The 25,296-nt window shown below is 70.2% G+C and carries 22 protein-coding genes and 1 rRNA gene; 20 read left to right on the forward strand and 3 right to left on the reverse strand.

The window, feature by feature from the left end; genetic code table 11:
• The 7 genes from rrf to ACIGEP_RS00035 form a co-directional block, all read left to right on the forward strand.
• Positions 1 to 93 (forward strand): 5S ribosomal RNA (rrf, locus tag ACIGEP_RS00005); the annotation flags it as partial.
• A 126-nt stretch (positions 94 to 219) separates the two neighbouring features.
• Entirely contained in the window at positions 220 to 1,908 is a 1,689-nt protein-coding gene (locus ACIGEP_RS00010) for an ABC-F family ATP-binding cassette domain-containing protein (protein ID WP_396659581.1), read from the forward strand.
• 48 nt (positions 1,909 to 1,956) lie between these two features.
• Entirely contained in the window at positions 1,957 to 3,078 is a 1,122-nt protein-coding gene (locus ACIGEP_RS00015) for a GuaB3 family IMP dehydrogenase-related protein (protein WP_359918308.1), read from the forward strand.
• Positions 3,078 to 3,935 carry an SURF1 family protein gene (locus ACIGEP_RS00020; RefSeq protein ID WP_396659582.1) on the forward strand — a complete coding sequence of 286 codons (858 nt, stop codon included), beginning with the start codon at positions 3,078 to 3,080 and terminating at the stop codon, positions 3,933 to 3,935. Before ACIGEP_RS00015 ends, ACIGEP_RS00020 begins: the two co-directional genes overlap by 1 nt.
• Positions 3,936 to 3,945: 10 nt before the next feature.
• Positions 3,946 to 4,464, forward strand: a complete 519-nt coding sequence (locus ACIGEP_RS00025; protein WP_396659583.1) for a DUF3817 domain-containing protein — start codon at positions 3,946 to 3,948, stop codon at positions 4,462 to 4,464.
• A complete protein-coding gene (gene guaA, locus ACIGEP_RS00030; protein WP_396659584.1) occupies positions 4,461 to 6,041 on the forward strand; it encodes a glutamine-hydrolyzing GMP synthase in 1,581 nt (526 codons plus the stop codon). Before ACIGEP_RS00025 ends, guaA begins: the two co-directional genes overlap by 4 nt.
• A gap of 124 nt (positions 6,042 to 6,165) precedes the next feature.
• Complete coding sequence (locus ACIGEP_RS00035) at positions 6,166 to 7,758, forward strand: ATP-binding protein (protein ID WP_396659585.1); 1,593 nt, start codon at positions 6,166 to 6,168, stop codon at positions 7,756 to 7,758.
• An 83-nt stretch (positions 7,759 to 7,841) separates the two neighbouring features.
• Here ACIGEP_RS00035 and ACIGEP_RS00040 read toward each other — a convergent pair whose 3' ends face one another.
• Positions 7,842 to 8,750 (reverse strand): Bax inhibitor-1/YccA family protein, encoded by a 909-nt coding sequence (locus tag ACIGEP_RS00040; protein WP_396660981.1) that lies wholly within the window; start codon positions 8,748 to 8,750, stop codon positions 7,842 to 7,844.
• A 163-nt stretch (positions 8,751 to 8,913) separates the two neighbouring features.
• On the opposite strand from ACIGEP_RS00040, the gene ACIGEP_RS00045 reads away from it, so the two are divergent.
• The 5 genes from ACIGEP_RS00045 (at position 8,914) to ACIGEP_RS00065 (ending at position 16,553) form a co-directional block, all read left to right on the forward strand.
• Entirely contained in the window at positions 8,914 to 9,906 is a 993-nt protein-coding gene (locus ACIGEP_RS00045; RefSeq protein WP_396659586.1) for a glycerophosphodiester phosphodiesterase family protein, read from the forward strand.
• Positions 9,907 to 9,999: 93 nt separating this feature from the next.
• Entirely contained in the window at positions 10,000 to 11,271 is a 1,272-nt protein-coding gene (locus tag ACIGEP_RS00050; RefSeq protein ID WP_396659587.1) for an MFS transporter, read from the forward strand.
• Between the two features lie 10 nt (positions 11,272 to 11,281).
• A complete protein-coding gene (locus ACIGEP_RS00055; RefSeq protein WP_396659588.1) occupies positions 11,282 to 12,214 on the forward strand; it encodes an ABC transporter ATP-binding protein in 933 nt (310 codons plus the stop codon).
• Complete coding sequence (locus tag ACIGEP_RS00060; protein WP_396659589.1) at positions 12,211 to 13,287, forward strand: ABC transporter permease; 1,077 nt, start codon at positions 12,211 to 12,213, stop codon at positions 13,285 to 13,287. The genes ACIGEP_RS00055 and ACIGEP_RS00060 overlap by 4 nt, the downstream gene beginning before the upstream one ends.
• Positions 13,288 to 13,439: 152 nt before the next feature.
• Positions 13,440 to 16,553, forward strand: coding sequence for a S8 family serine peptidase (locus tag ACIGEP_RS00065; RefSeq protein ID WP_396659590.1), 3,114 nt, complete (start codon positions 13,440 to 13,442; stop codon positions 16,551 to 16,553).
• A 59-nt stretch (positions 16,554 to 16,612) separates the two neighbouring features.
• Here the strand turns inward: ACIGEP_RS00065 and ACIGEP_RS00070 are convergent, their stop codons facing one another.
• The gene (locus tag ACIGEP_RS00070) at positions 16,613 to 17,035 is read right to left on the reverse strand and encodes a hypothetical protein (RefSeq protein ID WP_396659591.1); all 423 of its coding nucleotides are present in this window, start codon (positions 17,033 to 17,035) and stop codon (positions 16,613 to 16,615) included.
• Between the two features lie 71 nt (positions 17,036 to 17,106).
• Between ACIGEP_RS00070 and ACIGEP_RS00075 the strand changes: the two genes are divergently transcribed.
• The 7 genes from ACIGEP_RS00075 (at position 17,107) to ACIGEP_RS00105 (ending at position 23,654) form a co-directional block, all read left to right on the forward strand.
• Entirely contained in the window at positions 17,107 to 17,736 is a 630-nt protein-coding gene (locus tag ACIGEP_RS00075) for a DUF1684 domain-containing protein (protein WP_396659592.1), read from the forward strand.
• Positions 17,737 to 17,980: 244 nt separating this feature from the next.
• On the forward strand, positions 17,981 to 19,021 hold the full coding sequence (locus ACIGEP_RS00080) for a zinc-binding dehydrogenase (protein ID WP_396659593.1): 1,041 nt from the start codon (positions 17,981 to 17,983) through the stop codon (positions 19,019 to 19,021).
• Positions 19,018 to 19,776 (forward strand): SDR family oxidoreductase, encoded by a 759-nt coding sequence (locus ACIGEP_RS00085; RefSeq protein ID WP_396659594.1) that lies wholly within the window; start codon positions 19,018 to 19,020, stop codon positions 19,774 to 19,776. The genes ACIGEP_RS00080 and ACIGEP_RS00085 overlap by 4 nt, the downstream gene beginning before the upstream one ends.
• On the forward strand, positions 19,773 to 20,381 hold the full coding sequence (locus ACIGEP_RS00090; protein ID WP_396659595.1) for a bifunctional 4-hydroxy-2-oxoglutarate aldolase/2-dehydro-3-deoxy-phosphogluconate aldolase: 609 nt from the start codon (positions 19,773 to 19,775) through the stop codon (positions 20,379 to 20,381). Before ACIGEP_RS00085 ends, ACIGEP_RS00090 begins: the two co-directional genes overlap by 4 nt.
• A complete protein-coding gene (locus tag ACIGEP_RS00095) occupies positions 20,378 to 21,319 on the forward strand; it encodes a sugar kinase (RefSeq protein WP_396659596.1) in 942 nt (313 codons plus the stop codon). The genes ACIGEP_RS00090 and ACIGEP_RS00095 overlap by 4 nt, the downstream gene beginning before the upstream one ends.
• Positions 21,316 to 22,314 (forward strand): aldo/keto reductase, encoded by a 999-nt coding sequence (locus tag ACIGEP_RS00100; protein WP_396659597.1) that lies wholly within the window; start codon positions 21,316 to 21,318, stop codon positions 22,312 to 22,314. Before ACIGEP_RS00095 ends, ACIGEP_RS00100 begins: the two co-directional genes overlap by 4 nt.
• Positions 22,311 to 23,654, forward strand: coding sequence for an L-fuconate dehydratase (locus ACIGEP_RS00105; RefSeq protein WP_396659598.1), 1,344 nt, complete (start codon positions 22,311 to 22,313; stop codon positions 23,652 to 23,654). The genes ACIGEP_RS00100 and ACIGEP_RS00105 overlap by 4 nt, the downstream gene beginning before the upstream one ends.
• Here ACIGEP_RS00105 and ACIGEP_RS00110 read toward each other — a convergent pair.
• On the reverse strand, positions 23,594 to 24,385 hold the full coding sequence (locus ACIGEP_RS00110) for a FadR/GntR family transcriptional regulator (RefSeq protein ID WP_396659599.1): 792 nt from the start codon (positions 24,383 to 24,385) through the stop codon (positions 23,594 to 23,596). The two genes, ACIGEP_RS00105 and ACIGEP_RS00110, sit on opposite strands and share 61 nt — an antisense overlap.
• Positions 24,386 to 24,408: 23 nt before the next feature.
• Between ACIGEP_RS00110 and ACIGEP_RS00115 the strand changes: the two genes are divergently transcribed.
• Positions 24,409 to 25,281 (forward strand): amidohydrolase family protein, encoded by an 873-nt coding sequence (locus ACIGEP_RS00115; RefSeq protein WP_396659600.1) that lies wholly within the window; start codon positions 24,409 to 24,411, stop codon positions 25,279 to 25,281.
• Positions 25,282 to 25,296 lie beyond the last annotated feature (15 nt).

A 25,296-nucleotide genomic window follows, 5' to 3' on the forward strand; every position in this document is an offset into this window, starting at 1 on the left:
ACGCCCGGTCACATTCCGAACCCGGAAGCTAAGCCTCACAGCGCCGATGGTACTGCAGGGGGGACCCTGTGGGAGAGTAGGACACCGCCGGACTTCTTTCGATCGAAAGCCCCGACCAATGCTGGTCGGGGCTTTCGTGGTTTCTGACCCATTTCGTCTCTCGGGTGCGTCTTCGATAGGCTGGTCGGCTCCGCCTTCGGGGCGGAAGGACCGATCATCGTGGCACACATCGACGCGCAGAACGTCTCCTACACACTTCCCGACGGGAGCCCCCTTCTCGACGACGTCGTCTTCCGCGTCCCTTCCGCCTCGACCACGGCCCTCATCGGTCAGAACGGTGCCGGGAAGACAACGCTGCTGCGCATCATCCGAGACGAGCTGCGCCCACGCGGCGGTACCGTGACGATCGATGGTTCGCTCGGCGTGATGGACCAGTTCATCGGTCACGGCCTGCCGGGCCAGACGGTGCACGACCTCCTCATCACCGTGGCGCCCCGACGTATCGGAAGCGCGGCCCGCGAGCTCGACGACGCGGAGAACGCACTCATCGAGCTCGATGACCTCGACGCACAGATGCGGTATGCCGCCGCGATCGCGGACTACGCGGATGCCGGCGGTTATGAGTACGAGACCGTGTGGGACACCTGCACGATCGCGGCCCTCGGCATCCCGTTCGAGCGTGCCCGGTTCCGGGAGCTCGTGACACTGTCCGGGGGTGAACAGAAGCGGCTCGCGCTGGAGGCGCTGCTGCGCGGGAGCGACGATGTCCTTCTCCTCGACGAGCCCGACAACTACCTGGACGTGCCCGGCAAGCGCTGGCTCGAGGAGCAGCTGCGCGAGACGACGAAGACCGTCTTTCTCATCTCCCACGACCGGGAACTCTTGGCCCGCGCCGCCGACCGGATCGTGACCCTCGAGGCCGGTGCCGCCGGCAGCACGGCCTGGGTCCACGGCGGTGCCTTCGGAACGTACCACCGGGCGCGCGAGGATCGGATGTCCCGCCTCGACGAGCTGTGCAGGCGGTGGGACGAGGAGCACGCGAAGCTGAAGAAGTTCGTCGCGGACATGAAGGTCAAGGCGGCCGCGAGCGACGACTTCGCCTCGCGATACCGGGCCGCCCAGACACGGCTCCGGCGATTCGAGGAATCCGGCCCGCCCGAGGAACGACCTGTCGAGCAGAAGCTGGATCTGCGGCTGCGCGGAGCCCGCACGGGCAAGCGGGCGGTGATCGCCGATCAGCTGGAGCTGACCGGGCTCATGCGCCCGTTCGACCTCGAGGTGTGGTTCGGTGACCGTGTCGCTGTCCTCGGATCCAACGGATCGGGAAAGTCCCACTTCCTGCGCCTCCTCGCCGGGGGCGGGTCGGATCCGGACGGGCTTCTCGGCCACGTCACGGCGGCCGGCGCGGCGCTCGAACCGGTGGCGCACGCCGGGGTCGCGACCCTCTGCGCACGCGTCGTGCCCGGCTGGTTCGCGCAGACCCACCGGCATCCGGAGTTCACGGGGCGCTCGCTGCTCGACATCCTGCACCGAGGCGACGATCGGCGGGCCGGCATGCCTCGCGACGCGGCCAGCTCCGCGCTCGATCGGTATGGGTTGGTCGCACAGGCGGAGCAGCGATTCGAGAGTCTCTCGGGCGGGCAGCAGGCGCGCTTCCAGATCCTCCTGCTCGAACTGTCGGGTGCGACACTGCTGCTTCTGGACGAGCCGACCGACAACCTCGACCTGGTGTCGGCCGAAGCGCTCGAGCATGCGCTGACCTCCTTCGAGGGGACCGTGCTCGCCGTCACCCACGACCGCTGGTTCGCCCGGTCCTTCGATCGGTTCCTCGTGTTCGGTGCGGACGGGACCGTCTACGAGTCGGATCAACCGGTCTGGGACGAGCGGCGTGTCACGCGCGCCCGGTGAGCGGGCGGGGCAGCGGTCAAGCCCCGACGGTAGGCTGGGACGGTGACCATGGAAATCGAGCTCGGCCGCGCGAAGCGCGCACGCCGCGCGTACGCCTTCGACGACATCGCCGTCGTGCCCTCGCGGCGCACGCGCAACCCCGAGGACGTCTCGACCGCCTGGTCGATCGATGCCTACAGCTTCGGCATCCCGGTCCTCGGCGCCCCGATGGACTCGGTCATGAGCCCGCGCACGGCGATCATGCTCGGCCAGCTCGGCGGTCTCGGCGTCCTCGACCTCGAGGGGCTGTGGACCCGGTACGACGACCCCGAGCCGCTCCTCGCCGAGATCGCTGCGCTCCCCGCCGACGGCGCCACGCGTCGTATGCAGGAGCTCTACTCCGCGCCGATCAAGCCCGAGCTCGTACGTGACCGCCTCGCCGAGATCCGCGCGGCGGGCGTCACGGTCGCCGGAGCGCTCACCCCGCAGCGCACACAGGAGCTGTACGAGACCGTCGTCGCCGCCGGCGTCGACCTGTTCGTGATCCGCGGCACGACCGTGTCGGCGGAACACGTGTCCAGTGTCGACGAGCCGCTCAACCTCAAGAAGTTCATCTACGACCTCGACGTCCCCGTCATCGTGGGCGGCGCGGCGACCTACACGGCCGCCCTCCACCTCATGCGCACCGGCGCTGCGGGCGTACTCGTCGGATTCGGCGGGGGAGCGGCATCCACGACCCGCGCCACACTGGGCCTCCACGCGCCGATGGCGACGGCCGTCGCCGACGTCGCCGGCGCGCGCCGCGATTACCTCGACGAGTCGGGCGGCCGCTACGTCCACGTCATCGCCGACGGCGGTGTCGGCACGTCGGGTGACATCGTCAAGGCGCTCGCGATGGGCGCCGACGCGGTGATGCTCGGCGTCGCCCTCGCGCGGGCGACCGACGCCCCCGGTCGCGGCTTCCACTGGGGACCCGAGGCGCACCACGCCAAGCTGCCGCGCGGCACTCGCGTCGAGGTCGGTCAGGTGTCGCCGCTCGAGGAGATCCTCTACGGCCCCGCCCCCGTCGCCGACGGCACGGCGAACCTCATCGGGGCGCTGCGGAAGTCGATGGCGACCACCGGCTACTCGGATCTCAAGGAGTTCCAGCGCGTCGAGGTCGTCGTCGCGCCGTACGCCTCGTCGCACTGATGACCGCAACCCCCGCCGTCGACGACCTCCCCGACGTCTTCCCGCCGACGCTGCGGGAGGTCATGACGCGTCCGTTCTGGATCGGGATGCTGGGCCTCGCCCTGCTCGTCGCCGGGATCTTCGCCTGGCTCGGACAGTGGCAGCTGGGGAACGCGATCGACACCGACCCGCCTCCCGCGGGGATGACCGAAGAGGTCCGCCCGCTGGGCGACGTGGTGGCACCGGGCGCCTACCTTCCCGAGCCCCTGGTCGGCCAGCGCGTCGAGGTGAGCGGCTCCTTCGTAGCGGGTGACTTCCGGGTCGTCACCTCCCGCTATGACGACGGCACGCCCGGGTACTGGGTCGCGGGGCAGTTCCGCGTCGACCCGGCGACGGCCGGGGTGGAAGGCCCCACCTCGCTTGCGGTGGCGGTCGGGTTCACGCCGGATCGAGACGCGGCGGATGCGGCGGCATCCGCGCTGAGCGACGCACCGCCTCAGGATGTGACGCTGACCGGTCGCCTCATCTCCGACGAAGGTGCCAAGGAGCCGCCCCGTAATGCCGACCCGTTCGAGATCGCGGCCATGTCGCCCGCGGCGCTGCTCTCGCAGTGGAGCGACATCGGGGGACTCGACGTCTATCGTCCGTTCCTCGTCTCGGCCGACGCGTTCGGGGGGCTGGAGCGGATCCACTCGCCCGCGCCGACCGAGCTCTCCTCGGTCAACTGGCTGAACATCTTCTACGCCATCGAGTGGGCGGTCTTCGCCGGCTTCGCCTTCTACATGTGGTACCGACTCGCGCGGGACGCCTGGGAGAAGGAGGTCGAGGCCCTCGTGGGCGACCCCGACGGCACCGAGCAGTCCCCGCCGCGCCCGTAGACTGGAAGCCATGCCCGTTCAGCCCAAACTCGCCTCTTTCCCGGCGATCCGTGGCGCCCTGCGGTTCTACCAGATCGCATCGATCATCACCGGTGTCGGCCTGCTCCTGCTGGTCGCCGAGATGGTCCTCAAGTACACGCCGATCCACGTCGAGCTCTTTGCCGGCGGTTCCGGGGGGCTGCTGTGGTTCGCCACCGCCATCCCGAGCCCCGACTGCCAGTGGTACTCCCTTTTCGTCCCCATGACGAATGAGTGCGACATCGTCTCCACCGGCGACGGCGTCAACATCTCGCTCGCGATCCTCATCGTCCACGGCTGGTTCTACGTCGTGTACCTCTTCGCATGCTTCCGCGTCTGGAGCCTCATGCGGTGGCGCTTCCCGCGCTTCATCGTGCTGGCGCTCGGCGGCATCGTGCCCCTGCTGTCGTTCTTCATGGAGGCGAAGGTCGCCCGCGAGGTCAGGGAGTACCTGTCCGCGCGGGAAGCCGCCGCATCCGTCCCCCTCGAAACCCCCACGGAGACCCGGTGACAGAGCAGACCGAAACCTCCCAGCGCCCCGTGCTGGTCGTCGACTTCGGCGCCCAGTACGCGCAGCTGATCGCCCGGCGCGTCCGCGAGGCCGGCGTCTACAGCGAGTTGGTGCCGCACACCGCGACCGCCGCGGAGATCGCCGAGAAGAACCCCGTCGGGATCATCCTCTCGGGCGGGCCGTCCTCGGTGTACGAGGAGGGCGCCCCGCAGCTGGACTCCGCTGTCTTCGACCTCGGCGTCCCGACCCTCGGCATCTGCTACGGCTTCCAGGTCATGGCGAAGACCCTCGGCGGCGAGGTCGCGAACACCGGTCTCCGCGAGTACGGCGCGACGGATGCCACGATCGTCACCGACAACGTCCTGCTCGCTGGGCAGCCCGTCGATCAGAACGTCTGGATGAGTCACGGCGACCAGGTCAGCGCGGCTCCTGACGGTTTCGAGGTCCTCGCCCGGACCGCTGCGACCCCCGTGGCCGCCTTCGCGAACGACGCACGCAAGCTGTACGGCGTGCAGTGGCATCCCGAGGTCAAGCACTCCGACCACGGTCAGCGCGTGCTGGAGAACTTCCTGCACAAGGCCGCGGGCCTCCCCGCGGACTGGAACAGCGACAACGTCATCGCTGAGCAGGTCGAAAAGATCCGGGCGCAGGTGGGTTCAGGTCGCGTCATCTCCGCCCTGTCCGGCGGTGTCGACTCCGCCGTCTCCACGGCTCTCGTGCACAAGGCCGTCGGTGACCAGTTGACCGCCGTCTTCATCGATCACGGGCTGCTCCGCAAGGGTGAGCGCGAGCAGGTCGAGAACGACTACGTCGCCTCGACCGGCGTGCGGCTCATCACGGTCGATGCGCGCGAGACGTTCCTCGATGCTCTGGCCGGCGTGAGCGACCCCGAGCAGAAGCGCAAGATCATCGGACGCGAGTTCATCCGCGCCTTCGAGAAGGTCCAGTCCGACCTCATCGCCGAGGCCGCGGCGGATGGCGACCCCATCGGCTTCCTCGTGCAGGGCACTCTGTACCCCGACGTCGTCGAGTCCGGCGGCGGTGCGGGCACGGCGAACATCAAGAGCCACCACAACGTCGGCGGGCTCCCCGAAGACCTCCAGTTCGAGCTCGTGGAACCGCTGCGGACCCTGTTCAAGGACGAGGTCCGCGCGATCGGCCGCGAGCTGGGACTGCCCGAGGCCATCGTCGGGCGTCAGCCCTTTCCGGGGCCAGGCCTCGGAATCCGCATCGTGGGCGAGGTCACCGCTGACCGTCTCGAGATCCTGCGTGACGCCGACGCCATCGCGCGCGCCGAGCTGACGAAGGCGGGCCTCGACGGCGAGATCTGGCAGTGCCCCGTCGTGCTTCTCGCGGACGTCCGCTCGGTGGGGGTGCAGGGGGATGGGCGCACCTACGGGCATCCGATCGTCCTCCGGCCCGTCTCGAGCGAAGACGCGATGACAGCGGACTGGACCCGTCTGCCCTACGACGTGCTCTCGAAGATCAGTAACCGCATCACGAACGAGGTGCGCGAGGTCAACCGGGTGGTGCTCGACGTCACGTCGAAGCCCCCGGGGACCATCGAATGGGAGTGAGTCGCGGGGGATGCCCCGGTGACCGTGTGCGGAGCCGGCCCTTGACACGGCGGCTCCACCGCGACCAGAGTGAGCCCGGGCCTCTGCCCCTTTCTGCACCGCCGTCTGAGGAGGGGGTGAGGCGTTGATCGAGCGTCCGCGTACACAGCCGTACGCGCAGTTCGTGCTGGCCATCTCGACCCTCATCGTGGTGCTCATCCTGGGCACGATCGACAGCAGCCGCATCACCCCCCTGCTCCTCGCCGGCTTCGGGGTCATCGTCCTCAGCACCGCAGCGATGACGGCGGTCTGGCTGGTTCAGCCGACGCGTCACACCGAGTGGTTGGCCGCCATCCCGCTGGTGCAGATCCTCGCCTGCGTCCCCCTGCGCGACGCCGGCGTGGAGGTCCTGCCCGCGGCAGGTCTTCTGGTGATCTTCCCGCTCGGCTGGCTCGCCTTCGCCTTCCCGCCCGCCACAGTCGTCGCCGGAGTCCTCCTGACCGTTCTCGGACCGCTGATACAGACGGTTCGGGATGGCGGATTCCGAGACGCGGCCGATGTCGTATCGGTCATCGCTCTGCCGATCATCGCAGGGCTCATCGCGGCGACGGTGACCTTCATCGCGCGGGATCTCGCACGCATGCGCGCCCACACGGAAGCCGTGTCGGACGATCTCGACCACGCGTTGCGTCTGTCGGGCCGCGACACCGCCATGCTGCGGGCGACCCTCGACGCCACCGACAACGCCGTCGCCGTCTTCGGCCCGGATGGGCGTCCGATCCTGCTGAACGCCGTCGCCGCCGAGATCAGCGGACGGTCGGGTATCGAAGAGGTCGACCGTGACGGCTTCCTCTCGGTCATCTGGCGGGCGGACACCTCGATGCCCGCCGAGGCCACCTCGGCCGACTTCGTCGAGCGGGTGCGCTCAGGGGACTTCGCCGCCCCGCGCACCGTCGAGTTCGGAGGCGACCCCCGCCGCGTGCTGCAGGTGATCGTGCGTCCGGTCGTCGCCGGTGGCGATGAGGTCGGGATCGTGGTCGTCGGGCAGGACGTCACCGAGCTCGTGGGCGCCGTCGAGGTCCGCGACCGTTTCCTCAGCACGGTCGGTCACGAATTCCGTACCCCGCTCACGGTGATCCTCGGCCACACCGACATCGCCCTCATGAACGAATCGGCCGAAACGGAGCGCTGGGAGGCTGTCGAACGCTCGGCGGAGCGACTGCTGCGTCTCGTCGAGCGCCTCATCGCGGCAGGTCAGAGCACCCGCGACGTCGAAGCGCGCTCCGGTGCCTCGCACGTCGGTCCGGTCGTCAAGCACGCCATCTCGGAGGTCGCCGCCCGCGCCCGTGAGCGCCGCATCCGCATCCAGCTCGGGTCGATGCCCGAGCGCGCGGCGCGCATCGCTGTCCGCGACCTGGCGTCGATCCTCGAGGAACTGCTGCGCAACGCGGTCGAGTTCACCCCGGCGGGCGGCGGCGACGTCGTGGTCTCCGCCCACGAGGAGGGCCGCGAGATCGTCGTGACGATCGCGGACGAGGGTGTGGGGATGACCGAGCAGGAGCGTGCGCACGCGTTCGATCGCTTCTACCGTGCCCCGTACGCGCACGACGCAGCCATCCCTGGTACGGGTATCGGGCTCTCCAACGCCGCCTCCTTGGCTGAGGCCTACGGCGCGACCGTGTCGCTCGAGGCGCACGCGCCGCGCGGGACCGTCGCCGTCCTCCGCCTGCCCTCCTGACGACGGTCGGCCGGTAGCGCCCGGACCCGACAACGACGAAGGCCGCCCGGTCTCCCGGACGGCCTTCGTGTGTGGAAGTCGGGTCAGTCGTTGCCGCGCAGGATCGCGATGATGCGCAGGATCTCGACGTACAGCCAGACGACCGTCACCATGATGCCGAAGGCGCCGATCCACCCGAACTCGCGCGGAGCGCCGTTGCGGGCACCCTGCTGCACGAGGTCGAAGTCCTGCACCAGCGAGTACGACGCCATGAGCACGACCAGCAGGCCGATGACCAGACCCAGCGGGATGCCGAAGATCTCCTGGCTGTAGAGGCCGAACGTCCCCTGCGTGACGCCGGTCCACATGAGGACCAGGTTGACGAGGCCGAACACGAGGTAGCTGACCATCGCGATCATGAAGATCTTGTTGGCCTTCTTGCTGACGCGGACCTTGCCGCTCGCGAACAGGGCGAGGGTCACGCCCACGACCACGAGGGTCGCGATGGTCGCCTGCAGGACGACACCCGGCCAGATGAACTCGAAGTAGGCGGAGATGCCACCGACGAAGAGACCCTCAGCCGCTGCGTACGCCCAGACCAGACCGGGGCGCACCTTCTTGCGGGACGTGAAGGAGATCACGAGGGCCAGGACGAACCCGACGAGCGCGCCGATGATCCACGGCATGATCGTCAGATCCGCCGGCTCCACCTGCGTGGGCATGAGCGACCCGCCGAGGGTCCAGAACCACCCGACGAGGGCGGTGACGAGCAGGATGCCGAACAGGCCCGCCGTCTTGACGACCGTGTCCTCGACGGTCATCCGGCCGGTGTCGGCGGAGGATGCGGTGGGAGCCGCGTACATGCCCTCGAGCTGCGCGCTCGCGGCGAGGTCGGCGGCCTGGTGCGAGGCGGCCGAGTAGTTCGTCGGGGCGGCAGGGGGAGTCAGGCCGGGACGGCGCTGATCCTCCTGGAACACCGGATTGTTGAAGGCGAAATTGCCGGACGCTGCCATTGTGTGTCTCACTCCAAAAGTCGACTCACAGCGCTGTGCTGTCGATCCAGCGTATCGGACCGTGTTTCCGCGGGTGCGGACGTCCGCTGTGAGAGGACTATGAGGCCCCTCTGCCGCGGCTCACTCGGCGGGTCGCGTCATCCTCGCTGGGTACCCTGACCGCATGCCCTCCAACCCCCCGCTCGTCATCGGTCATCGCGGCGCACCGGGGTACTTCCCCGAGCACTCACGCGCGTCGTACGAGCGTGCGCTCGCCGTCGGAGTCGACGCCGTCGAACCCGACGTGGTGTTCACCGCGGACGGCGTCGCCGTCGTCCGTCACGAGAACGAGATCGGGTCGACCACCGACGTCGCCGACCACCCCGAGTTCCGCGATCGCCGCACGACGAAGCTCGTCGATGGAGGTCCGCTGACCGGGTGGTTCACCGAGGACTTCACCTGGGAGGAACTCGCGACGCTGCGATGCCGGGAGCGACTGCCGCAGCTGCGGCCACAGAGCGCCGAACACGACGGTGAACAGCCGATCCTGCGGTTGCGCGACCTGCTCGACCTCGTCGATGCCGCCGAGACGCGACGGGTCGGCGTCGTGCTCGAGGTGAAGCACGCGACGTATTTCGGGTCGATCGGGTTCGACGTGGCGGAGCTGCTGGCCGCCGAGCTGCGCGGTGCCGGATGGGATACGGGTGTGCGGCCGCTCATCGTGGAGTCGTTCGAGCAGGGCATCCTGCGGGAGCTGCGGGACCGCGGCATCCGCGGCCGCTTCGTCTATCTGCTCGAGGCGGAGGGCAGCGCCTACGACCTCACCGCCGCGCAGGGGGAGGGGGCGCCGACCTACGCGCAGCAGCTCAGCCCCGCCGGGCTCGATCGACTCGCGCGGGAGGTCGACGGGATCAGCCTGGACAAGCGGATCGTCCTCGAGGATCCATCGGTGGTGGCGCGGGCTCACGAGCGGGGTCTCGACGTCTTCGTCTGGACCTGCCGCCCGGAGAACCTGTTCCTCGATCCGAAGTTCCGGCGCGCGGGCGCTGACGCCGACCTCGGCGACTGGCAAGGGGAGTGGCGGCGGATCGCGGAGACCGGTGTGGACGGCGTCTTCGTCGACCACCCCGACCTCGGAGTCGCTGTCTTCTCGGGACACTCAGGCTCGCCGCGGTAGAATGGATGCCGGTGCGCCAGCACCCCGTGTAACTACCTGATCCGTGGAGAGTCAAGGCGGCACGACGCCTCGTCTGCACGGAGGTTCTCACACATGCCCCTCACCGACTCGACGCCGGTGCGCGTCACCGCGCCCGACACCCCGATCCGCACCCTCGCGGCCACCGTCGGCATCGGCTACTTCGCGATCGCCCTGATCGCACGACTGCCGTACGCGATGATCGTGGTCGGCGTCCTCACAATGGTGGTGGACGCGCGCGGGTCCCTCGCCGTCGGCGGTCTCACCTCGGCGATGGTGGGTCTCGGGACGATCGCGACCGGCCCTCTCATCGGCGCCGCGGCCGACCGCTGGGGGCAGCGGCCGGTGCTGCTGCTCGCGACGCTCGTCCAGAGCGCCGTGCTCGTCACGCTGGTCGCAGTCGCCTACGGAAACACCGCCGACGGCCTGCTCCTGGCGGTCTCGGCGCTCGCGGGTGCCACCGCACCGCAGGTCTCGCCGATGTCGCGAGCCCGCCTGGTCGGGGCGATCGACCGCATGGGGCTGGATGCCGGTGCCCGCGGCCGGCTCCAGGAGTCGACAATGGGATACGAGTCGGCGGTGGACGAGATCGTCTTCGTCTTCGGCCCGGTCCTCGTGGGTGTCGTCGCGATCGCGACCACCCCCGCCGCGCCCGTTCTCGCCGCCGCCGCCCTCACGGTCGTCTTCGTCACCGCTTTCGCGCTCCACCCCACGGCGCGCACGGCGGTCCATGACCACGGCACGGCGCAGCGCGAACCGGCGCGCGCGGTCGCGCGTCCCGGCATCCTCGTTGCCGCAGCGGGCACCTTCGCGACCGGCCTGTTCTTCGGTGCCATGCTGACCTCGCTCACGGCCTTCGTGGCGGAGGGCGGATTCCCCGAGCAGACCGGCATCCTGTACGGGATCATGGGCATCGGATCGGCGATCCTCGCGCTCGGGGTGGGGCTGCTCCCTCGGAGATTCGCCCTGCCATGGCGGTGGATCGGCTTCACCGCCGTGCTCCTGATCGGGGCGATGCTCGCGGCCGGAGCGACCGGCGCGGTGTCGATGGGCTGGGCGCTCGCGCTCGCCGGCTGCGGGATCGGTCCGACGCTCGCGACGATCTACGCCCTCGCGGCCGCAAGGTCGCCGCGCGGCCGCGAAGCCACGGTCATGGCGGTGCTCGGCTCGGCCGTGGTCGTCGGGCAGGCGTTCGCGAGCATGGTGGTGGGCGCACTCGCCGAGTCGGCGGGCGCCGCCGTCGCCCTGTGGGCCCCGGTCGCAGCGGCTGCACTCCTGCTGACGTTCGGCCTCACCAACCTGCGGGTCCGCCGACCGCTTCCCCGCGAGGTCACCCCCGCCCCCTAGGGTGAGCCGTATGACTGATGCCGGCATCGTCGCCGAGGGGGTGCGACGGTCCTTCGGGAACGTCCACGCCGTCCGCGGCGTCACCTTCCAGGCGCCCGAGGGCGCGGTCACGGGTCTCGTGGGGCCCAACGGCGCCGGTAAGACGACGCTGCTGCTGATGCTCGCCTCGCTCCTGGCCCCCGATGTCGGCACGATCCGGATCGCCGGGATCGACCCGGTCGTCGATCCCGGCGCCGCGCGCGCCAAGCTCGGATGGATGCCCGACAGCCTCGGGGCGTGGCCCGCCCTGTCGGCTCGCGAGACGGTCGCCGTCACGGGGCGGCTCTCCGGCCTCGACCGGACGACGGCCGCCACCCGCTCCGCAGAACTGCTCGCCACCGTCGGTCTCGAGAGCCTCGGCGACGCCCCCGCCCGGGTGCTCTCGCGAGGGCAGAAACAACGGCTCGGGCTGGCGCGCGCCCTGGTGCACGACCCCCGGGTCCTCCTCCTCGACGAGCCGGCCTCGGGTCTGGACCCGCAGGCCCGCATCGACCTGCGACTGCTCCTGCGTTCCCTCGCCGCTGAGGGGCGCACCGTGCTGGTCTCGAGCCACATCCTCTCCGAGCTTGAGGAGGTCGTCGACGACGCCGTCTTCATGATGCAGGGCGAGACGGTGAGCTCCGAGCGTGTCGCCGCAGCCGCCGGTCGCGCCCGGACGTGGCGGATCCGCCTCGCGGATCGGGATGCGACGGCGGCCGCCCTCCCCGTCGCGCAGGCTCTCGGCCTCGACGTCGCGACCCTCCCGGTCGACCGACGCGACCTGCTCGTGAGCTTCGCGGGCGACGCGGCGGCGGCCCAGGGTCTCGCGGCGCTCGTGACCGCGGGACTCCCGGTCGCGGAGTTCTCCGCGGCCAGCGGCATCCTGGAACACACCTTCCTCGACCTCGAAGGAGGTGCGCGATGAACCTCTCGCGCTTGTGGACCATCGCCCGGCTCGACCTGACGCAGCGCATCAGGACGGTCTCCTGGTACGTCCTCCTCGGAGTCTTCGCGCTCATCCTGGTGGGCACGACGGCTCTCGCCTTCCTGTCGTTCTCGGGGCAGGACGACTCGGGCCCCGCGGTCTACTCGGTGGTCGTCTTCGTGACGCTGCTGCTCGTCGTGCTCGTCTCGCCGACCCTCAGCGGCAACTCCATCAACGGTGATCGGGATGCCGCGACCCTCGCGCCGCTGCAGGTCACCCAGGCGACGACATCGGAGATCGTCGTCGGCAAGTTCCTCGCGGCGTGGCTCACCGGGCTCGCCTTCGCGGTCGTGGCCGTGCCGTTCCTGGTGATCGCGACGTTCGGCGGCGGAATCAACCCGCTCGCCGTCGTCGTCTCGGCGGCGGTGCTCGTCGTGGAGGCGGGGGTCGTGGCCGCCCTCGGCACCGCGTTCAGCGGCATCCTCGCCCGGCCCCTCTTCTCCGTCGCGACGACCTATCTGGTGGTCGCCGCGCTGACGATCGGGACCCTCATCGCGTTCGGGCTGCTCGGGGCGAGCGTGCGGACGGAGCGGGAGGACCGCTATCAATCCGCGCAGTACGACGAGACCGGAGCGCCCCTCTGCCAAGACGGATCCTCGACCTGCGCGAACGACCCCGAGGAGTGGGTCTGCGGCGACTGGGAGAGCACCGTGTACGAGGTGCCCCGGTTCGATTACTTCTGGTGGATCCTGGCGGCGAACCCTTTCGTGATCCTCGCCGACGCGACGCCGTCGACATTCGATCGCTACGGCAGCCCGGACGACCTCTTCGGGTGGACGAAGTACTCCGTCCGGCAGGCGCAGGTGGCACCGGAGCCCGTCAGTTCGTACAGCGACTGCGCCGTCCAGCAGAACGACGGACCCACCCCCGAGGAGATCATCGCGTCGACCGTGCCCAGCTGGTTCGTCGGGCTCGGGGTGCAGGTGATCGGCGCGGCACTCCTCCTCTGGTGGGCCGGGAACCGAACCCGTACGCCGGCGCGTCGGTTGCCCCCGGGAACCCGCATCGCCTGACGCGCGGCAGGTGAGGATCCTCTCATCTGCGCATCTGCCTCTTGGGGAACCGTCAGGGGGTGCATAGCCTCCTATCAGCCTCGGCTGCGGCGTCCGATCGGATCCCGCCCAAGCCAGCCGAGCGCTCTTCCCAGAAGGAAAGGCGGTCCCCCTTGCACCGACGCATCCTGGCGGTTGCGGGCGTCCTCGCGCTCTCACTGCCCACGACCGCGGCTCTCGCCGCAACGCCGGACGACGATCCCACCGCGCGGTTCGACCGCAGTACGTCGACCGGTGCTCTCGACAGCGCCATCTCGGCGGCGTCGATCGATCCCGATCGGCAGGTCTCGGTCGTCATCGAGATGGAGGGCGACCCCGTCGCGGTCGTCGAAGCCGAGGAGGGACGCTCGCTCAGCAAGACCGAGCGCACCGACGTGAAGAAGGACCTGAAAGCGGCGCAGGACGCGATCCGCGGCGGCATCACTCAGCGCGGTGGCAAGATCCGCGCGCAGATGCAGTCCGCCTACAACGGCATCCAGGCCTCCGTGCCGGCCGCGGAGCTCGACGACGTCGCCGCTCTCCCCGGCGTCGTCGCGGTGCACCCCGTCGTGACGCACGAGCTCGACAACTCCGTGTCCGTGCCGTTCCTCGGCGTCCCGTCGGTGTGGCAGAGCACCGGGTACACCGGCGAGAACGTCAAGGTCGCGATCATCGACACGGGCATCGACTACACGCACGCCGGCTTCGGCGGACCGGGAACGGTCGAGGCATACGAGAAGGCTGCGGCGGCATCCGACACGGCCGCCGACCCGAAGCTGTTCGGCCCCACCGCTCCGCGCGTCAAGGGTGGCTACGACTTCGTCGGTGACGACTACGACGCGGGTGGAACCGGGGACGCGCTGATCCCGAAGCCCGACGTGAACCCCCTGGACTGCGAGGGTCACGGATCCCACGTCGCCGGCACGACCGGCGGGTCGGGTGTCACCGCGGACGGGAAGACGTACACCGGTCCGTACGACGAGTCGACGCCGTCGGTCGATTTCCGCGTCGGACCGGGTGTCGCCCCCGAAGCCGACCTCTACGCCCTGCGCGTCTTCGGCTGCGACGGTTCGACCGACGCCACCATCCAGGCCATCGACTGGGCCGTGGACAACGGGATGGACGTCATCAACATGTCCCTCGGCTCGTCGTTCGGGCGCGGTGACGACCCGAGCGCCGTCGCCGCAGCGAACGCGGTCGGCGCGGGCGTCGTCGTCGTGGCCTCGGCCGGCAACTCCGGGCCGAGTCCCTACCTGACCGGCTCGCCCGGCAGCGGCGACGGGGTCATCGCGGTCTCGGCCGTCGACAGCACCGCGTCCTTCCCCGGCGCCCATCTCACGGTCGGCGGCCAAAAGGTCGAAGCGATCAACGCGAACGGCGCCGCCCTCGACGACGTCGGCGAGCTGACGGTCGTCCGACTGACCGACGACCCCGCGACGACCGCCAACGAGGCCCTCGGGTGCGCGGCATCCGATTACACTCGCGTCGGCATCACCGAGGGCGGCGGCCAGATCGCGGTCGTCCAGCGCGGCACGTGCGCACGCGCGGCCAAGCCGATCTTCGGCCAGCAGGCCGGAGCCGCAGCGGTCGTCATGGTGAACTCCACGAACGATCTGCCCCCGTACGAGGGTGTCATCACGGAGAACCCCGACGACGGCACGCCGTTCGAGGTCACCATCCCGTTCTTCGGCGTCCGCCTCTCCGACGGCGCAGCCTTCACGGACGGTGCGACCGTCGCCGTGCAGGCCGCGGAGATCGCCAACCCGGCGTTCCGCGACTACGCCTCGTTCAGCTCGTCGGGCCCGCGCAGCGGTGACAGCTCGATCAGCCCGGACGTCGCGGCTCCGGGTGTGTCGATCTCGTCGGTCGCGGTCGGTACCGGCAGCGACTCGTCGGTGCTCTCGGGCACATCGATGGCCGCTCCGCACGTCGCCGGTGTCGCCGCACTGACCGTGCAGGCGCACCCCACGTGGGACACCGAGCGCATCTCGGCGGCGATCGTGTCGACGGCCGATCCGGACGGCATCGCAGACGTCGACCCGACCCGCGGCGGTGTCGGTCTCGTCGACACCGCCCAGGCGGTGAACACGACGGTGACCGCCACCGGCGACAGCTTCCGCACCGACAGCGGTCGTGTGCGCGAGGCTGCGCTGAGCTTCGGGTTCGACGAATCGACGGGCGCCCTCGGCGGCACGAAGAAGGTCACCGTCCGCAACGACGGCAAGAAGAGCGTCACCTTCACGGTCTCCACGAAGGCGTCGCCGCAGTCGCTGAAGGCGAAGGTGACGACGAGCACCAAGAAGGTGACGGTCCGACCGGGCCGTACCGCGAGCGTCTGGGTGTCGGTCTCGGCTTCCGCATCGTCGGTGCCGGGTTCGCTCAGCGCCGACGACCAGTTCTCGTTCTCCGAGATCTCGGGCGATGTCGTGTTCACCGCGCCGGGGTCGGCACTGCGGGTGCCGTACCTGCTCGTTCCGCGCGCCAACAGCGATGTCACGGTGAAGGGCAAGCTCACGACGCGCGGCCGCGTCGCCGACGGCGAGCACACCCTCACTCTGGACAACCGCAAGGGTGCGTTGGACGCGGCGGCGGATGTGTACACGTGGGGCCTGTCGGACAAGAAGGATGCCCCGAAGGCCATCGCCGACACCGGGTACGACCTGCGTGCCGCCGGTGTGCAGTCGTTCGCGACCGCGAACGGCGGCAAGCTGGCGGTCTTCGCCGTCAACACGCACTCCCGGTGGTCCAACGCCGCCAGCAACGAGTTCGACGTCGTCATCGACTCGAACCGTGACGGCACGCCGGACTGGGTGGTGTTCTCGTACGACTCCGGTGCCATCCGCACCGGCGCGGTCGACGGCGTCGCCGAGGTGTTCGTGCAGAACGTCAAGACGGGTGCGCTCACGCCGAGCGGCTACCTCGCGCAGGCTCCCACCGACAGCAGCACGATCCTGCTGCCGGTGAACCTCGCGGACCTGAAGATCACCGGGCCGTTCGACTACACGGTGCAGTCGTTCAGCCTCACGACCGACGGAAGCGACGCCTTCACGGGCACCGCGACGTACAACCCGAACGATCCCGCCGTCACCAACGGTCAGTACGAGATCGTGCCCAAGGGCGGCCGTACCTCGGTGAGCGTCGCGACCAAGGCCTCCGCGTATGCAGCGCAGGAGCCGCTGGGTGCGATGGTGGTGGTCGTCGACAACGAGTCCGGCAAGGATGAGGCGCTGCTCGTGCCGGTGAAGTAGGACCGGTCAGGCGAAGGGGCGGTGCGTCAGCCGACGCGCCGCCCCTTCGGCATCCGTCGTCAGCGTTCGCAGAGACGGGGTTCGTCGCCGTTGCCGAAGCGGTAGTCGAACATGCGGTCGTCGGCGCGGACGACGACGCGGTAGCCCTCGACGATCGCCTGGGTGTACGACATCCCGGGCGCGGGGCACCCCAGGGAGCCGTCGGAGAACTCGACCCGCTCCGACGAGACGAGGGACGGTTCCCCGTCGACTCCGCGTGCGGCGAGGTCGGCGACGATCGCCTCCCACTTCGCCGAGGAGAGATCGGCGGCGGTGCCGGTGGGGCCGAGCGGTGCGGGACTCGACGTCTGGAACGGGGGACGGCTGGAGGACGTGCCGTCGCCGGGGGATGCGGGCATGGACGTTCCTTCCGTCGCGCAGGCAGTGAGGGTGAGCGCCGCCAGCAGGGTGGCCGCGGCAAGGACGGAGCGTGGTACGCGCACGGGGGCCTCCTCCCCGCGAGGTTACGCCCGTTCGCGACCCCTGGGGAGGCTCGGACCCATAGCCTGAAGGCATGAGCACCGTCCCGGCCCGCACCGCCCTCGAGGTCGTCGACTGGCGTCGGCGCGTCTTCGCCCTGTACGCCGCCGTCCGCGATGCGGAGGACCCGCGACGCGCGCACGCGCAGTGGCGAGCGGCGCGCGACGACCTGTTCGCGCGGCATCCGGCCAGCCCGCTGCTGCCCGAGGACCGCGACGGGTTCGAGGGTCTGCCGGTCGCCCCGTACGACCCGGCCTGGCGCTGCGAGGTACCGCTCCGAGAGGCCGAGCCGGGCGGGTTCGAGTTCCCGACGGGAACCGACGGCGTGGTGCCCTTCGAGCGCATCGCGGTCGTCGATCTGCCGGATGTCGGCAGTCTCGACGTCTGGCGGCTCATGACCTACGGCGGCGGCATCTTCATCCCGCTCCGCGATGGGCTTGCCGGGACGCCGGGGGGCACGTACGGGGGCGGGCGCTATCTCATCGACACCATAAAGGGTGCCGATCTGGGGATGGACGCCGTCGCCGGCACGATCGTGCTCGATCTCAACTTCGCCTACAACCCGTCCTGCGCCTACGACCCGGCGTGGGCATGTCCACTCGCGCAGCCGGGGAACGTCCTCGCATCCGAGGTCCCCGTCGGAGAGCGGTACGTCGGCGGCTGAGGTCGTGTGGAGTGGCGCCTTCTGCGAAGCCGTGGGCGATCGCGCTGTACGCGCGCGCCTCCAGCGAGTAGATTGACAGTCGTACGATGTATCACCTTACCTTGCAGTAGAGATCAGATGATAAGTCGACGTGGCGTACCTCCGGTCGCCTGTCGATGATAAATTGGGTGAATACATTGGATGAATCATAGAGCGAGCGCACGGGCGCGCCTCGCCGACTGTCACGCGATCACCAAGGAGACCCATGCACGCCGCCGTCTACACCGGCAACCGGACTTTCAGCTCAGCCGCGCCTGATGCGCCGTCGCTCGGTGCGGACGAGGTCCGCATCGCCGTGCGTTACGTCGGGCTCTGCGGGACCGACCTGCACATCTTCCACGGGCACATGGACGGCCGCGTCGACATCCCGGCCGTGATCGGCCACGAGATGAGCGGAGTCATCAGCGAGGTCGGCGCGAACGTCGACGGATGGACCGCAGGGGACGCCGTCACCGTCATGCCGCTGCTGTGGGACGGGACCTGCCCCGCCTGTCTCGCGGGCCACTCGCACATCTGTCAGAACCTGAAGTTCGTCGGTATCGACACCCCGGGCGCCCTGCAGGAGGAGTGGGTGGTGCCCGCCTCCCTCCTGGTCCGCGTGCCCGAGTCGGTGCCGCTCACTCATGCTGCGCTCGTCGAGCCGGTCGCGGTCGCCGTCCACGACGTCCGCCGCTCGGAGCTCGAACGCGGTCAGAAGGCCGTCGTGATCGGTGCGGGGCCGATCGGCGTCCTCATCGCCTCGGTCGTCCGCGAGATCGACGCCGACGTGGTGATCGTCGAGTTGGATGCGGGCAGGCGATCGTTCGCGGAGGATGTGGGGTTGACGACGATCGACCCGCAGGAGGTCGACGCGGTCGCGTGGGTGCAGGAGTGGACCGGCGGCGCCGGCGCCGACGTCGTCTTCGAGGTCGCCGGTGCGGCCGCCGCCGTGCTGAGCGCGACGTCGTACGCGAAGGTGCGCGGCACCGTGGTCGTGGTCGCCATCCATCCGGAGCCGCGTCCCATCGACCTTCAGCGGGTGTTCTGGCGCGAGCTGCGCCTGCTCGGTGCCCGCGTCTACCAGCGGCCGGACTTCGAGGAAGCCGTGCGGCTGGTCGCCGCCAGGGCAGTGCCCACCGACGAGCTCATCTCGGGCATCGTCCCGCTGGGAGCCGTGCAGCAGGCGTTCGAGACTCTCGAGAAGGGCGGCGCCCTCAAGCTCCTCGTCGACGTGGCGGGCGCAGGAGAGACGGAGTCGCGGGCATGAGCGCGTTCGACCTGACCGGCCGGACCGCGCTCGTGACCGGCGCGAGCCGCGGCATCGGGTTCGCGATCGCGGTCGCGCTCGCCGAGGCCGGCGCGGACATCGTGGGTGCGTCGGCGAGTCTCGACCCTGCGGGCTCGGCGATCCAGGATGCCGTGACCTCCCGCGGACGGCGGTTCGTCGGGCATCGCGTCGACTTCTCCGACGGCGATGCCGTGGCCCGGTTCGGCGACGAGGTCGTCACCGAGGAGTCGATCGACATCCTCGCCAACAACGCCGGCACCATCGAGCGTGCACCTGCTGCCGACCATCCGGTCTCGTCCTTCGCGCACGTGGTGCAGGTGAACCTCACCAGCCAGTTCGTGCTGAGCCAGATCGTGGGGCGCCGCATGCTCGCGCAGAAGGGCGGGCGGATCATCTTCACGGCGTCCCTGCTGTCGTTCCAAGGCGGCATCAACGTGCCCGGCTACACCGCGGCCAAGTCGGGCGTCGCGGGACTGGTGCGGGCCCTCTCCAACGAGTGGGCCGCGCACGGCGTCACGGTGAACGCGATCGCCCCCGGCTACATCGCCACCGACAACACGCAGGCGCTGCAGGACGACCCGGAGCGCTCGCGCGCCATCCTCGAGCGCATCCCGGCCGGCCGATGGGGCCGCGCCGAGGACCTCGGCGGCGCCGCCGTGTTCCTGGCATCGGATGCGGCGGCCTACGTCACCGGCACGATCCTCCCCGTCGACGGCGGGTGGCTGGGACGGTGAGCGTCACGCTCGGCCCTCTGCTCCCCGTCGTCGTCATCGACGACGCGGACACCGCTCGTCCCCTCGCCGAGGCGCTGCGCGACGGCGGCATCCGTCACATCGAGGTAACCCTGCGCACCCCGGCGGCGCTCGACGCACTGCGGGAGATGGCGACCGTCGACGGCGTCACGGTCGGGGCGGGCACGGTCCTGACGGGGGAGCAGGCGGATGCCGCGACCGCGGCCGGTGCCTCCTTCCTCGTCAGCCCGGGGTGGGATGCCGCACTCGGCGAGCACATGCGCCGACGCGATCTGACCTGGCTCCCGGGTGTCGCGACGCCCAGTGAGGCGATGGCCGCCCGGGCCGCCGGCTTCTCGCGACTGAAGCTCTTCCCGGTCGAACTGCTCGGGGGTGTCGCCTTCGTCGATGCCCTCGCGGCCGTCCTCCCTGACGTCGTGTTCGCTCCGTCGGGCGGGATCCGCGTCGACCAGGCCGCCGACTACCTGTCGCGGCCCTGCGTCGAGACGGTCGGCGGGAGCTGGATGGCTCCGCGCGACCTCGTCGCCCGTCGCGACTTCGCCGGTGTCACGGCTGCGAGCCGGGCCGCGGTGGAGGCGCTCCCGTGAGCGGCGTCTTCACCTTCGGCGAGACGATGGCGCTCGTCCGCGCCGAATCCGGCCCCTGGGAGACGGCCTCCTCGGCGACCATCGGCGTCGGGGGCGCCGACAGCAACGTCGCCATCGGTCTCGCCCGACTCGGTGTCGACGTGAGCTGGCTCGGCCGGGTCGGCGACGACGCCCTCGGGCGCCGGATCGTCCGCGAGCTACGCGCCGAGGGTGTCGACGTGCACGCACCGATCGGGCCCGGCCGCACCGGCCTCATGGTCAAAGAGAAGCGGACGCCGCACACCAGCGGGGTGATCTTCTACCGCGCCGGCAGCGCCGGCAGCACGCTGTCGCCCGAGGACATCCCCACCGCGGTCATCGCCGCCGCCGAGCTCGTGCATGTGACCGGCATCACGGCGGCGCTGTCGGCATCCGCTCGAGCGACGGTCGACGCCGTGATCGACCTCGCCCGGTCGGGGGGCGTCCCGGTGAGCTTCGACGTGAACCACCGCCCGAGCCTGTGGCGGGACGAGGATCCTGCGCCGCTCTATCGTTCCCTCGCGCAGCGCAGCGACATCGTCTTCGCCGGCGACGACGAGGCGCGCCTTCTCGTGGGTGAGGGCCCCGGAGAGCCGCTCGCCCTCGCTCACGCGATCGCCGAGCTCGGACCCGCCGACGTGCTCATCAAATCGGGCTCCCGGGGAAGTGTCGGTGTCGTCGACGGCGAGGAGATCATCCGCCCCGCCCTGTCGGTTCCCGTCGTCGACACGGTGGGCGCGGGCGACGCGTACGTCGCCGGCTACCTCGCGGCCCGCCTGGCGGGCGACAGCGCGGCGGAGCGCGTCCGCCTCGCCACGGCGGCCGGCGCGTTCGCCTGCCTCCACATCGGCGACTGGGAAGGCCTTCCCCGCCGCGACGACCTCCGCCTGCTCGACTCGGAAGACCCGGTGACACGATGACCCACCCCACCCTCTCCACCCGATCCATCCGGGGACAGCTCCCCGTCAGCGACGTCGGGTTCGGCGCTGCGCAACTCGGCAACCTGAATCAGGAGACCACCGACGACGCGTCGACGGCCGCGGTGCGCGCAGCGCTCGCAGCGGGCGTGACCTACTTCGACACGGCGCCGCACTACGGTCTCGGCCTGTCGGAGCAGAGGCTCGGTCGCGCGCTGAGCGACGTCGCGCGCGACGACATCGTCATCTCGACCAAGGTCGGTCGTCTGCTCGTCGACAGCCCCGAGACGGCGGAGCGCCAGGACGATCAGGGATTCGTGGTGCCCGCCGCCGTGCGCCGGGAGTGGGACTTCTCGGCGGACGGCGTGAAGCGGTCGATCGAGGCGAGTCTCACCCGGATGGGGACGGACCGCATCGACATCGTCTACCTCCACGATCCCGACGACCACGAGCAGCAGGCCATCCGTGAGGCTCTTCCCGCCCTCATCGACCTGCGCGAGCAGGGTGTCGTCCGCGCCATCGGGGCAGGCATGAACCAGTCGGCGATGCCGGCGCGCTTCATCGAGGCCCACGACGTCGACGTCATCATGATCGCCGGGCGCCTGACCCTCCTCGATCAGACCGCGCTGGCGGACCTGATGCCCGCGGCACTGCGCCGTGGGGTCGCGGTGGTGGCCGCCGGTGTCTACAACTCCGGACTCCTCAGCTCCGCACGGATCCGTCCGGACGCTCACTTCGACTACGCGCCCGCCACGGCGGATGTCCGTTCTCGCGGCGAGAGGCTCGCGGCCGTCTGCCGTGACCACGGCGTGGACCTTCCGGCCGCAGCGGTGCAGTACCCGTTGCGGCATCCTGCCGTCGTCTCCGCCGTCATCGGCATGCGCACCGCCGCGCACGTCGACAGCAGCATCGAACGACGCACGACCCCCATCCCCGACGAGCTCTGGGCCGAGCTCGACGAGTCGGGCCTGGCCCCGGACCTGAACGGTGCAGCATGACCACGATCGTCGACGCCCTGGTGTACGACCTCCGCTTCCCCACGTCGCTGAGCATGGACGGCTCCGATGCGATGAATAAGGACGGCGATTACTCCGCCGCCTACGTCGTCCTGCGCACCGACGACGCCGCGCTGTCGGGGTATGGATTCACGTTCACGATCGGACGCGGCAACGACCTCGCCGTCGAAGCTGCGCGCCAGCGGGCGCTGCCGCTGATCGGTCGCGATGTCGCCGAGATCGTCGGCGACCTCGGCGGGATCTACCGGGAGCTGTCCTCCGACAGCCAGCTGCGATGGCTCGGCCCGGAGAAGGGCGTCGTGCACCTCGGTATGGCGGCGGTGATGAACGCGGTCTGGGATCTCGCCGCGCGTCGCGCCGGCAAGCCGGTGTGGCGGCTGCTGGCGGAGATGACCCCCGAGCAGCTGGTGGATGCCGCCGACCTCCGCTACCTCTCCGACGCCCTCACGCGCGAGGAGGCTCTCGAGATCCTGCGCGAGATGGAGCCGACACGTGCTCAGCGCATCGCGGACCTCGAGCAGCAGGGGGGATACCCCTGCTACACGACGAGCGCCGGATGGCTGGGGTACAGCGACGACAAGCTGCGCCGACTCCTGCAGGAGGCCGTCGACAGTGGCTACCGCCACGTCAAGCTCAAGGTCGGGGCCGACCTCGAGGAGGACAAGCGGCGGTTGCGCATCGCGCGCGAGGTCATCGGGTGGGACGCCAAGCTCATGATCGACGCGAACCAGGTGTGGGACGTGCCGCAGGCGATCGACTGGGTGCGCGAGCTCGCCGAATTCCAGCCTCACTGGATCGAGGAGCCCACCAGCCCGGATGACATCCTCGGGCACGCGGCCGTCCGCCGCGCGGTCGCGCCCATCGGGGTCGCCACGGGCGAGCACGGGATGAACCGCGTGCTGTTCAAGCAGATGTTCCAAGCCGAGGCGATCGACTTCTGCCAGCTCGACTCGGCACGTCTGGCCGGCATCAACGAGATCCTGGCCGTCTACCTGATGGCGAAGAAGTTCGACGTCCCGGTGTGCCCGCACGCCGGCGGGGTGGGGCTGTGCGAACTGGTGCAGCACCTGTCGATCTTCGACTACGTCGCCGTCTCGGGGACCCTCGAGGACCGCGTGACGGAGTTCGTCGACCATCTCCACGAGCACTTCGTGGACCCGTGCATCGTGGTCGACGGAAAGTACGTGCTGCCCACGCAGCCCGGTTACAGCGCCGAGGTCTACGACACGACGATCGCCGAGTACTCGTACCCGAACGGCACCTACTGGGCGGGCGCGTCGCTGTCGGCGTCGGACGTCGAGGGTGCCGTGTCGGCGCGGTGAGCGACCGCGAAGTCCTCGACCGCGAGCAGGTGCAGGTGCATCCGCATCCGCGCGCGGTCGGGGTCGTGGCGCTCGATCGCGGCGAGGATGGCGCGATGCTCCGCCTGCGTGTCGGCCGTGACGCCGCGTTCCTCGAGGGCACGCCAGACGCGGGTGCGGTAGGTGCGGCCCGCCAGCGAATTCACCAGTGCGGCCAGCAGCGGGTTGCCACTGAATTGGGCGATCAGTCGGTGAAACTCCGTGTCGACGTCGATGATCGCGTTGATGTCGCTCTGCTCGGCGCCGGCCTCGAGGAGGGCGTCGACCCGATCCAGCACGGTGCTCATCTCGGCGATCTGCTCGTCGCTCGCGAAGCGGGCGGCCAGTGCTGCGCTCTCGGCTTCGAGGACGCGGCGGACGTTGAGCAGCTGGGCGGGCTCGGCATCCATCTGTCGGTCGGCGAACCAGCTCAGCGGACCCAGCAACCGCGCCGCGTCCAGCGCCGTGACGTAGGTGCCGTCCCCCTGACGGGTCTCGACGACCCCCAGCACGGCCAGAGCGCGGACACCCTCTCGCAGCGAGCCGCGCGAGACCCCGATCTGTTCGGCGAGATCCTTCTCGACAGGAAGGCGATCACCGGCACTCAGCTGCCCGGATTCCACCATCGACAGAATCGACGCGACGACCAGGTCGGTCTGCGAAGGCCGCGGCGATGCGGCGGGCTGATCCGATGGAGGATCGAGCGGAATCATCCACCAATCGTAGAGGAGGACACATGATCATCGACGCTCACCTCCACGTCTGGGACCGATCCCGGGCGCGGTACGACTGGCTCGGTCCGGACCTGCCCGAGGTCGACCGCGACATCGCCTTCGGTGAGATCGCACCGGAGCTGACCCGCCTCGGTGTCGACGGTGTCGTGCTCGTCCAGTCCGCGGACAACGCCGAGGACACGGCGAACATGCTCGATGCCGCCGCGGAGTGGCCGCAGGTGCTCGGTGTCGTCGGCTGGGTGCCGGTCGAGGACCCGGATGCGGCAGGGGCGACACTCGAGGCCATGGCGGGCGACCGTCGCGTCGTCGGGATCAGGAACCTCATCCACGACCGGTCCGACCCGGACTGGGTGCTCGCCCCCGCCTTCGCCCGCGGGCTGTCGCATCTGAGCGCCCACGGCCTGCCCTTCGATTTCGTGACGGCGAATCCCGCGGCGCTCAGCCGCCTCGACCGCATCGCAGCCGAGCACCCCGAGCAGACGTTCGTCCTCGATCACCTCGCGAAGCCCCCGCTCGGCGCCGACGACGCAGCCCAGCGGGAATGGGAGGAAGCGTTGCGCGTAGCGGCCGCCCGGCCCAACGTGGTGGCGAAGGTCTCGGGCCTCTACTCGGCCGTGGGGCCGGAGGGCTCGTGGACGCAGGACGGGGTGGACCGGGCCCTCGCGGTCGCTGTGGACGCGTTCGGTCCGGATCGCCTCATGTACGGCGGCGACTGGCCCATGTCGTTGCGCGCCGGCGGGTACGAGCGGGTCCTCACCGGCATCCGCAGCGCGGTGCAGGACTGGTCGTCACAGGACGCCGAGCAGCTGTGGTGGCGAACCGCCGCGCGCGTGTACGGCCTCGAGGTCGACCGGATGCCCGGGGCACCGGCGTAAGGGCCTCACCGGCGG

Origin of the sequence: Microbacterium sp. NPDC077663, assembly GCF_044542795.1 — a bacterium.
GTDB lineage: Bacteria > Actinomycetota > Actinomycetes > Actinomycetales > Microbacteriaceae > Microbacterium.

What these genes read in the sequence shown, in the direction of transcription:
- ACIGEP_RS00015 (WP_359918308.1), top strand. Translation starts at nt 1,957, where the DNA reads ATGGAAATCGAGCTCGGCCGCGCGAAGCGCGCACGCCGCGCGTACGCC.
- ACIGEP_RS00020 (WP_396659582.1), top strand. Translation starts at nt 3,078, where the DNA reads ATGACCGCAACCCCCGCCGTCGACGACCTCCCCGACGTCTTCCCGCCG.
- ACIGEP_RS00025 (WP_396659583.1), top strand. Translation starts at nt 3,946, where the DNA reads ATGCCCGTTCAGCCCAAACTCGCCTCTTTCCCGGCGATCCGTGGCGCC.
- ACIGEP_RS00040 (WP_396660981.1), bottom strand. Translation starts at nt 8,750, where the DNA reads ATGGCAGCGTCCGGCAATTTCGCCTTCAACAATCCGGTGTTCCAGGAG.
- ACIGEP_RS00045 (WP_396659586.1), top strand. Translation starts at nt 8,914, where the DNA reads ATGCCCTCCAACCCCCCGCTCGTCATCGGTCATCGCGGCGCACCGGGG.
- ACIGEP_RS00050 (WP_396659587.1), top strand. Translation starts at nt 10,000, where the DNA reads ATGCCCCTCACCGACTCGACGCCGGTGCGCGTCACCGCGCCCGACACC.
- ACIGEP_RS00055 (WP_396659588.1), top strand. Translation starts at nt 11,282, where the DNA reads ATGACTGATGCCGGCATCGTCGCCGAGGGGGTGCGACGGTCCTTCGGG.
- ACIGEP_RS00060 (WP_396659589.1), top strand. Translation starts at nt 12,211, where the DNA reads ATGAACCTCTCGCGCTTGTGGACCATCGCCCGGCTCGACCTGACGCAG.
- ACIGEP_RS00075 (WP_396659592.1), top strand. Translation starts at nt 17,107, where the DNA reads ATGAGCACCGTCCCGGCCCGCACCGCCCTCGAGGTCGTCGACTGGCGT.
- ACIGEP_RS00080 (WP_396659593.1), top strand. Translation starts at nt 17,981, where the DNA reads ATGCACGCCGCCGTCTACACCGGCAACCGGACTTTCAGCTCAGCCGCG.
- ACIGEP_RS00085 (WP_396659594.1), top strand. Translation starts at nt 19,018, where the DNA reads ATGAGCGCGTTCGACCTGACCGGCCGGACCGCGCTCGTGACCGGCGCG.
- ACIGEP_RS00100 (WP_396659597.1), top strand. Translation starts at nt 21,316, where the DNA reads ATGACCCACCCCACCCTCTCCACCCGATCCATCCGGGGACAGCTCCCC.
- ACIGEP_RS00105 (WP_396659598.1), top strand. Translation starts at nt 22,311, where the DNA reads ATGACCACGATCGTCGACGCCCTGGTGTACGACCTCCGCTTCCCCACG.
- ACIGEP_RS00110 (WP_396659599.1), bottom strand. Translation starts at nt 24,385, where the DNA reads ATGATTCCGCTCGATCCTCCATCGGATCAGCCCGCCGCATCGCCGCGG.
- ACIGEP_RS00115 (WP_396659600.1), top strand. Translation starts at nt 24,409, where the DNA reads ATGATCATCGACGCTCACCTCCACGTCTGGGACCGATCCCGGGCGCGG.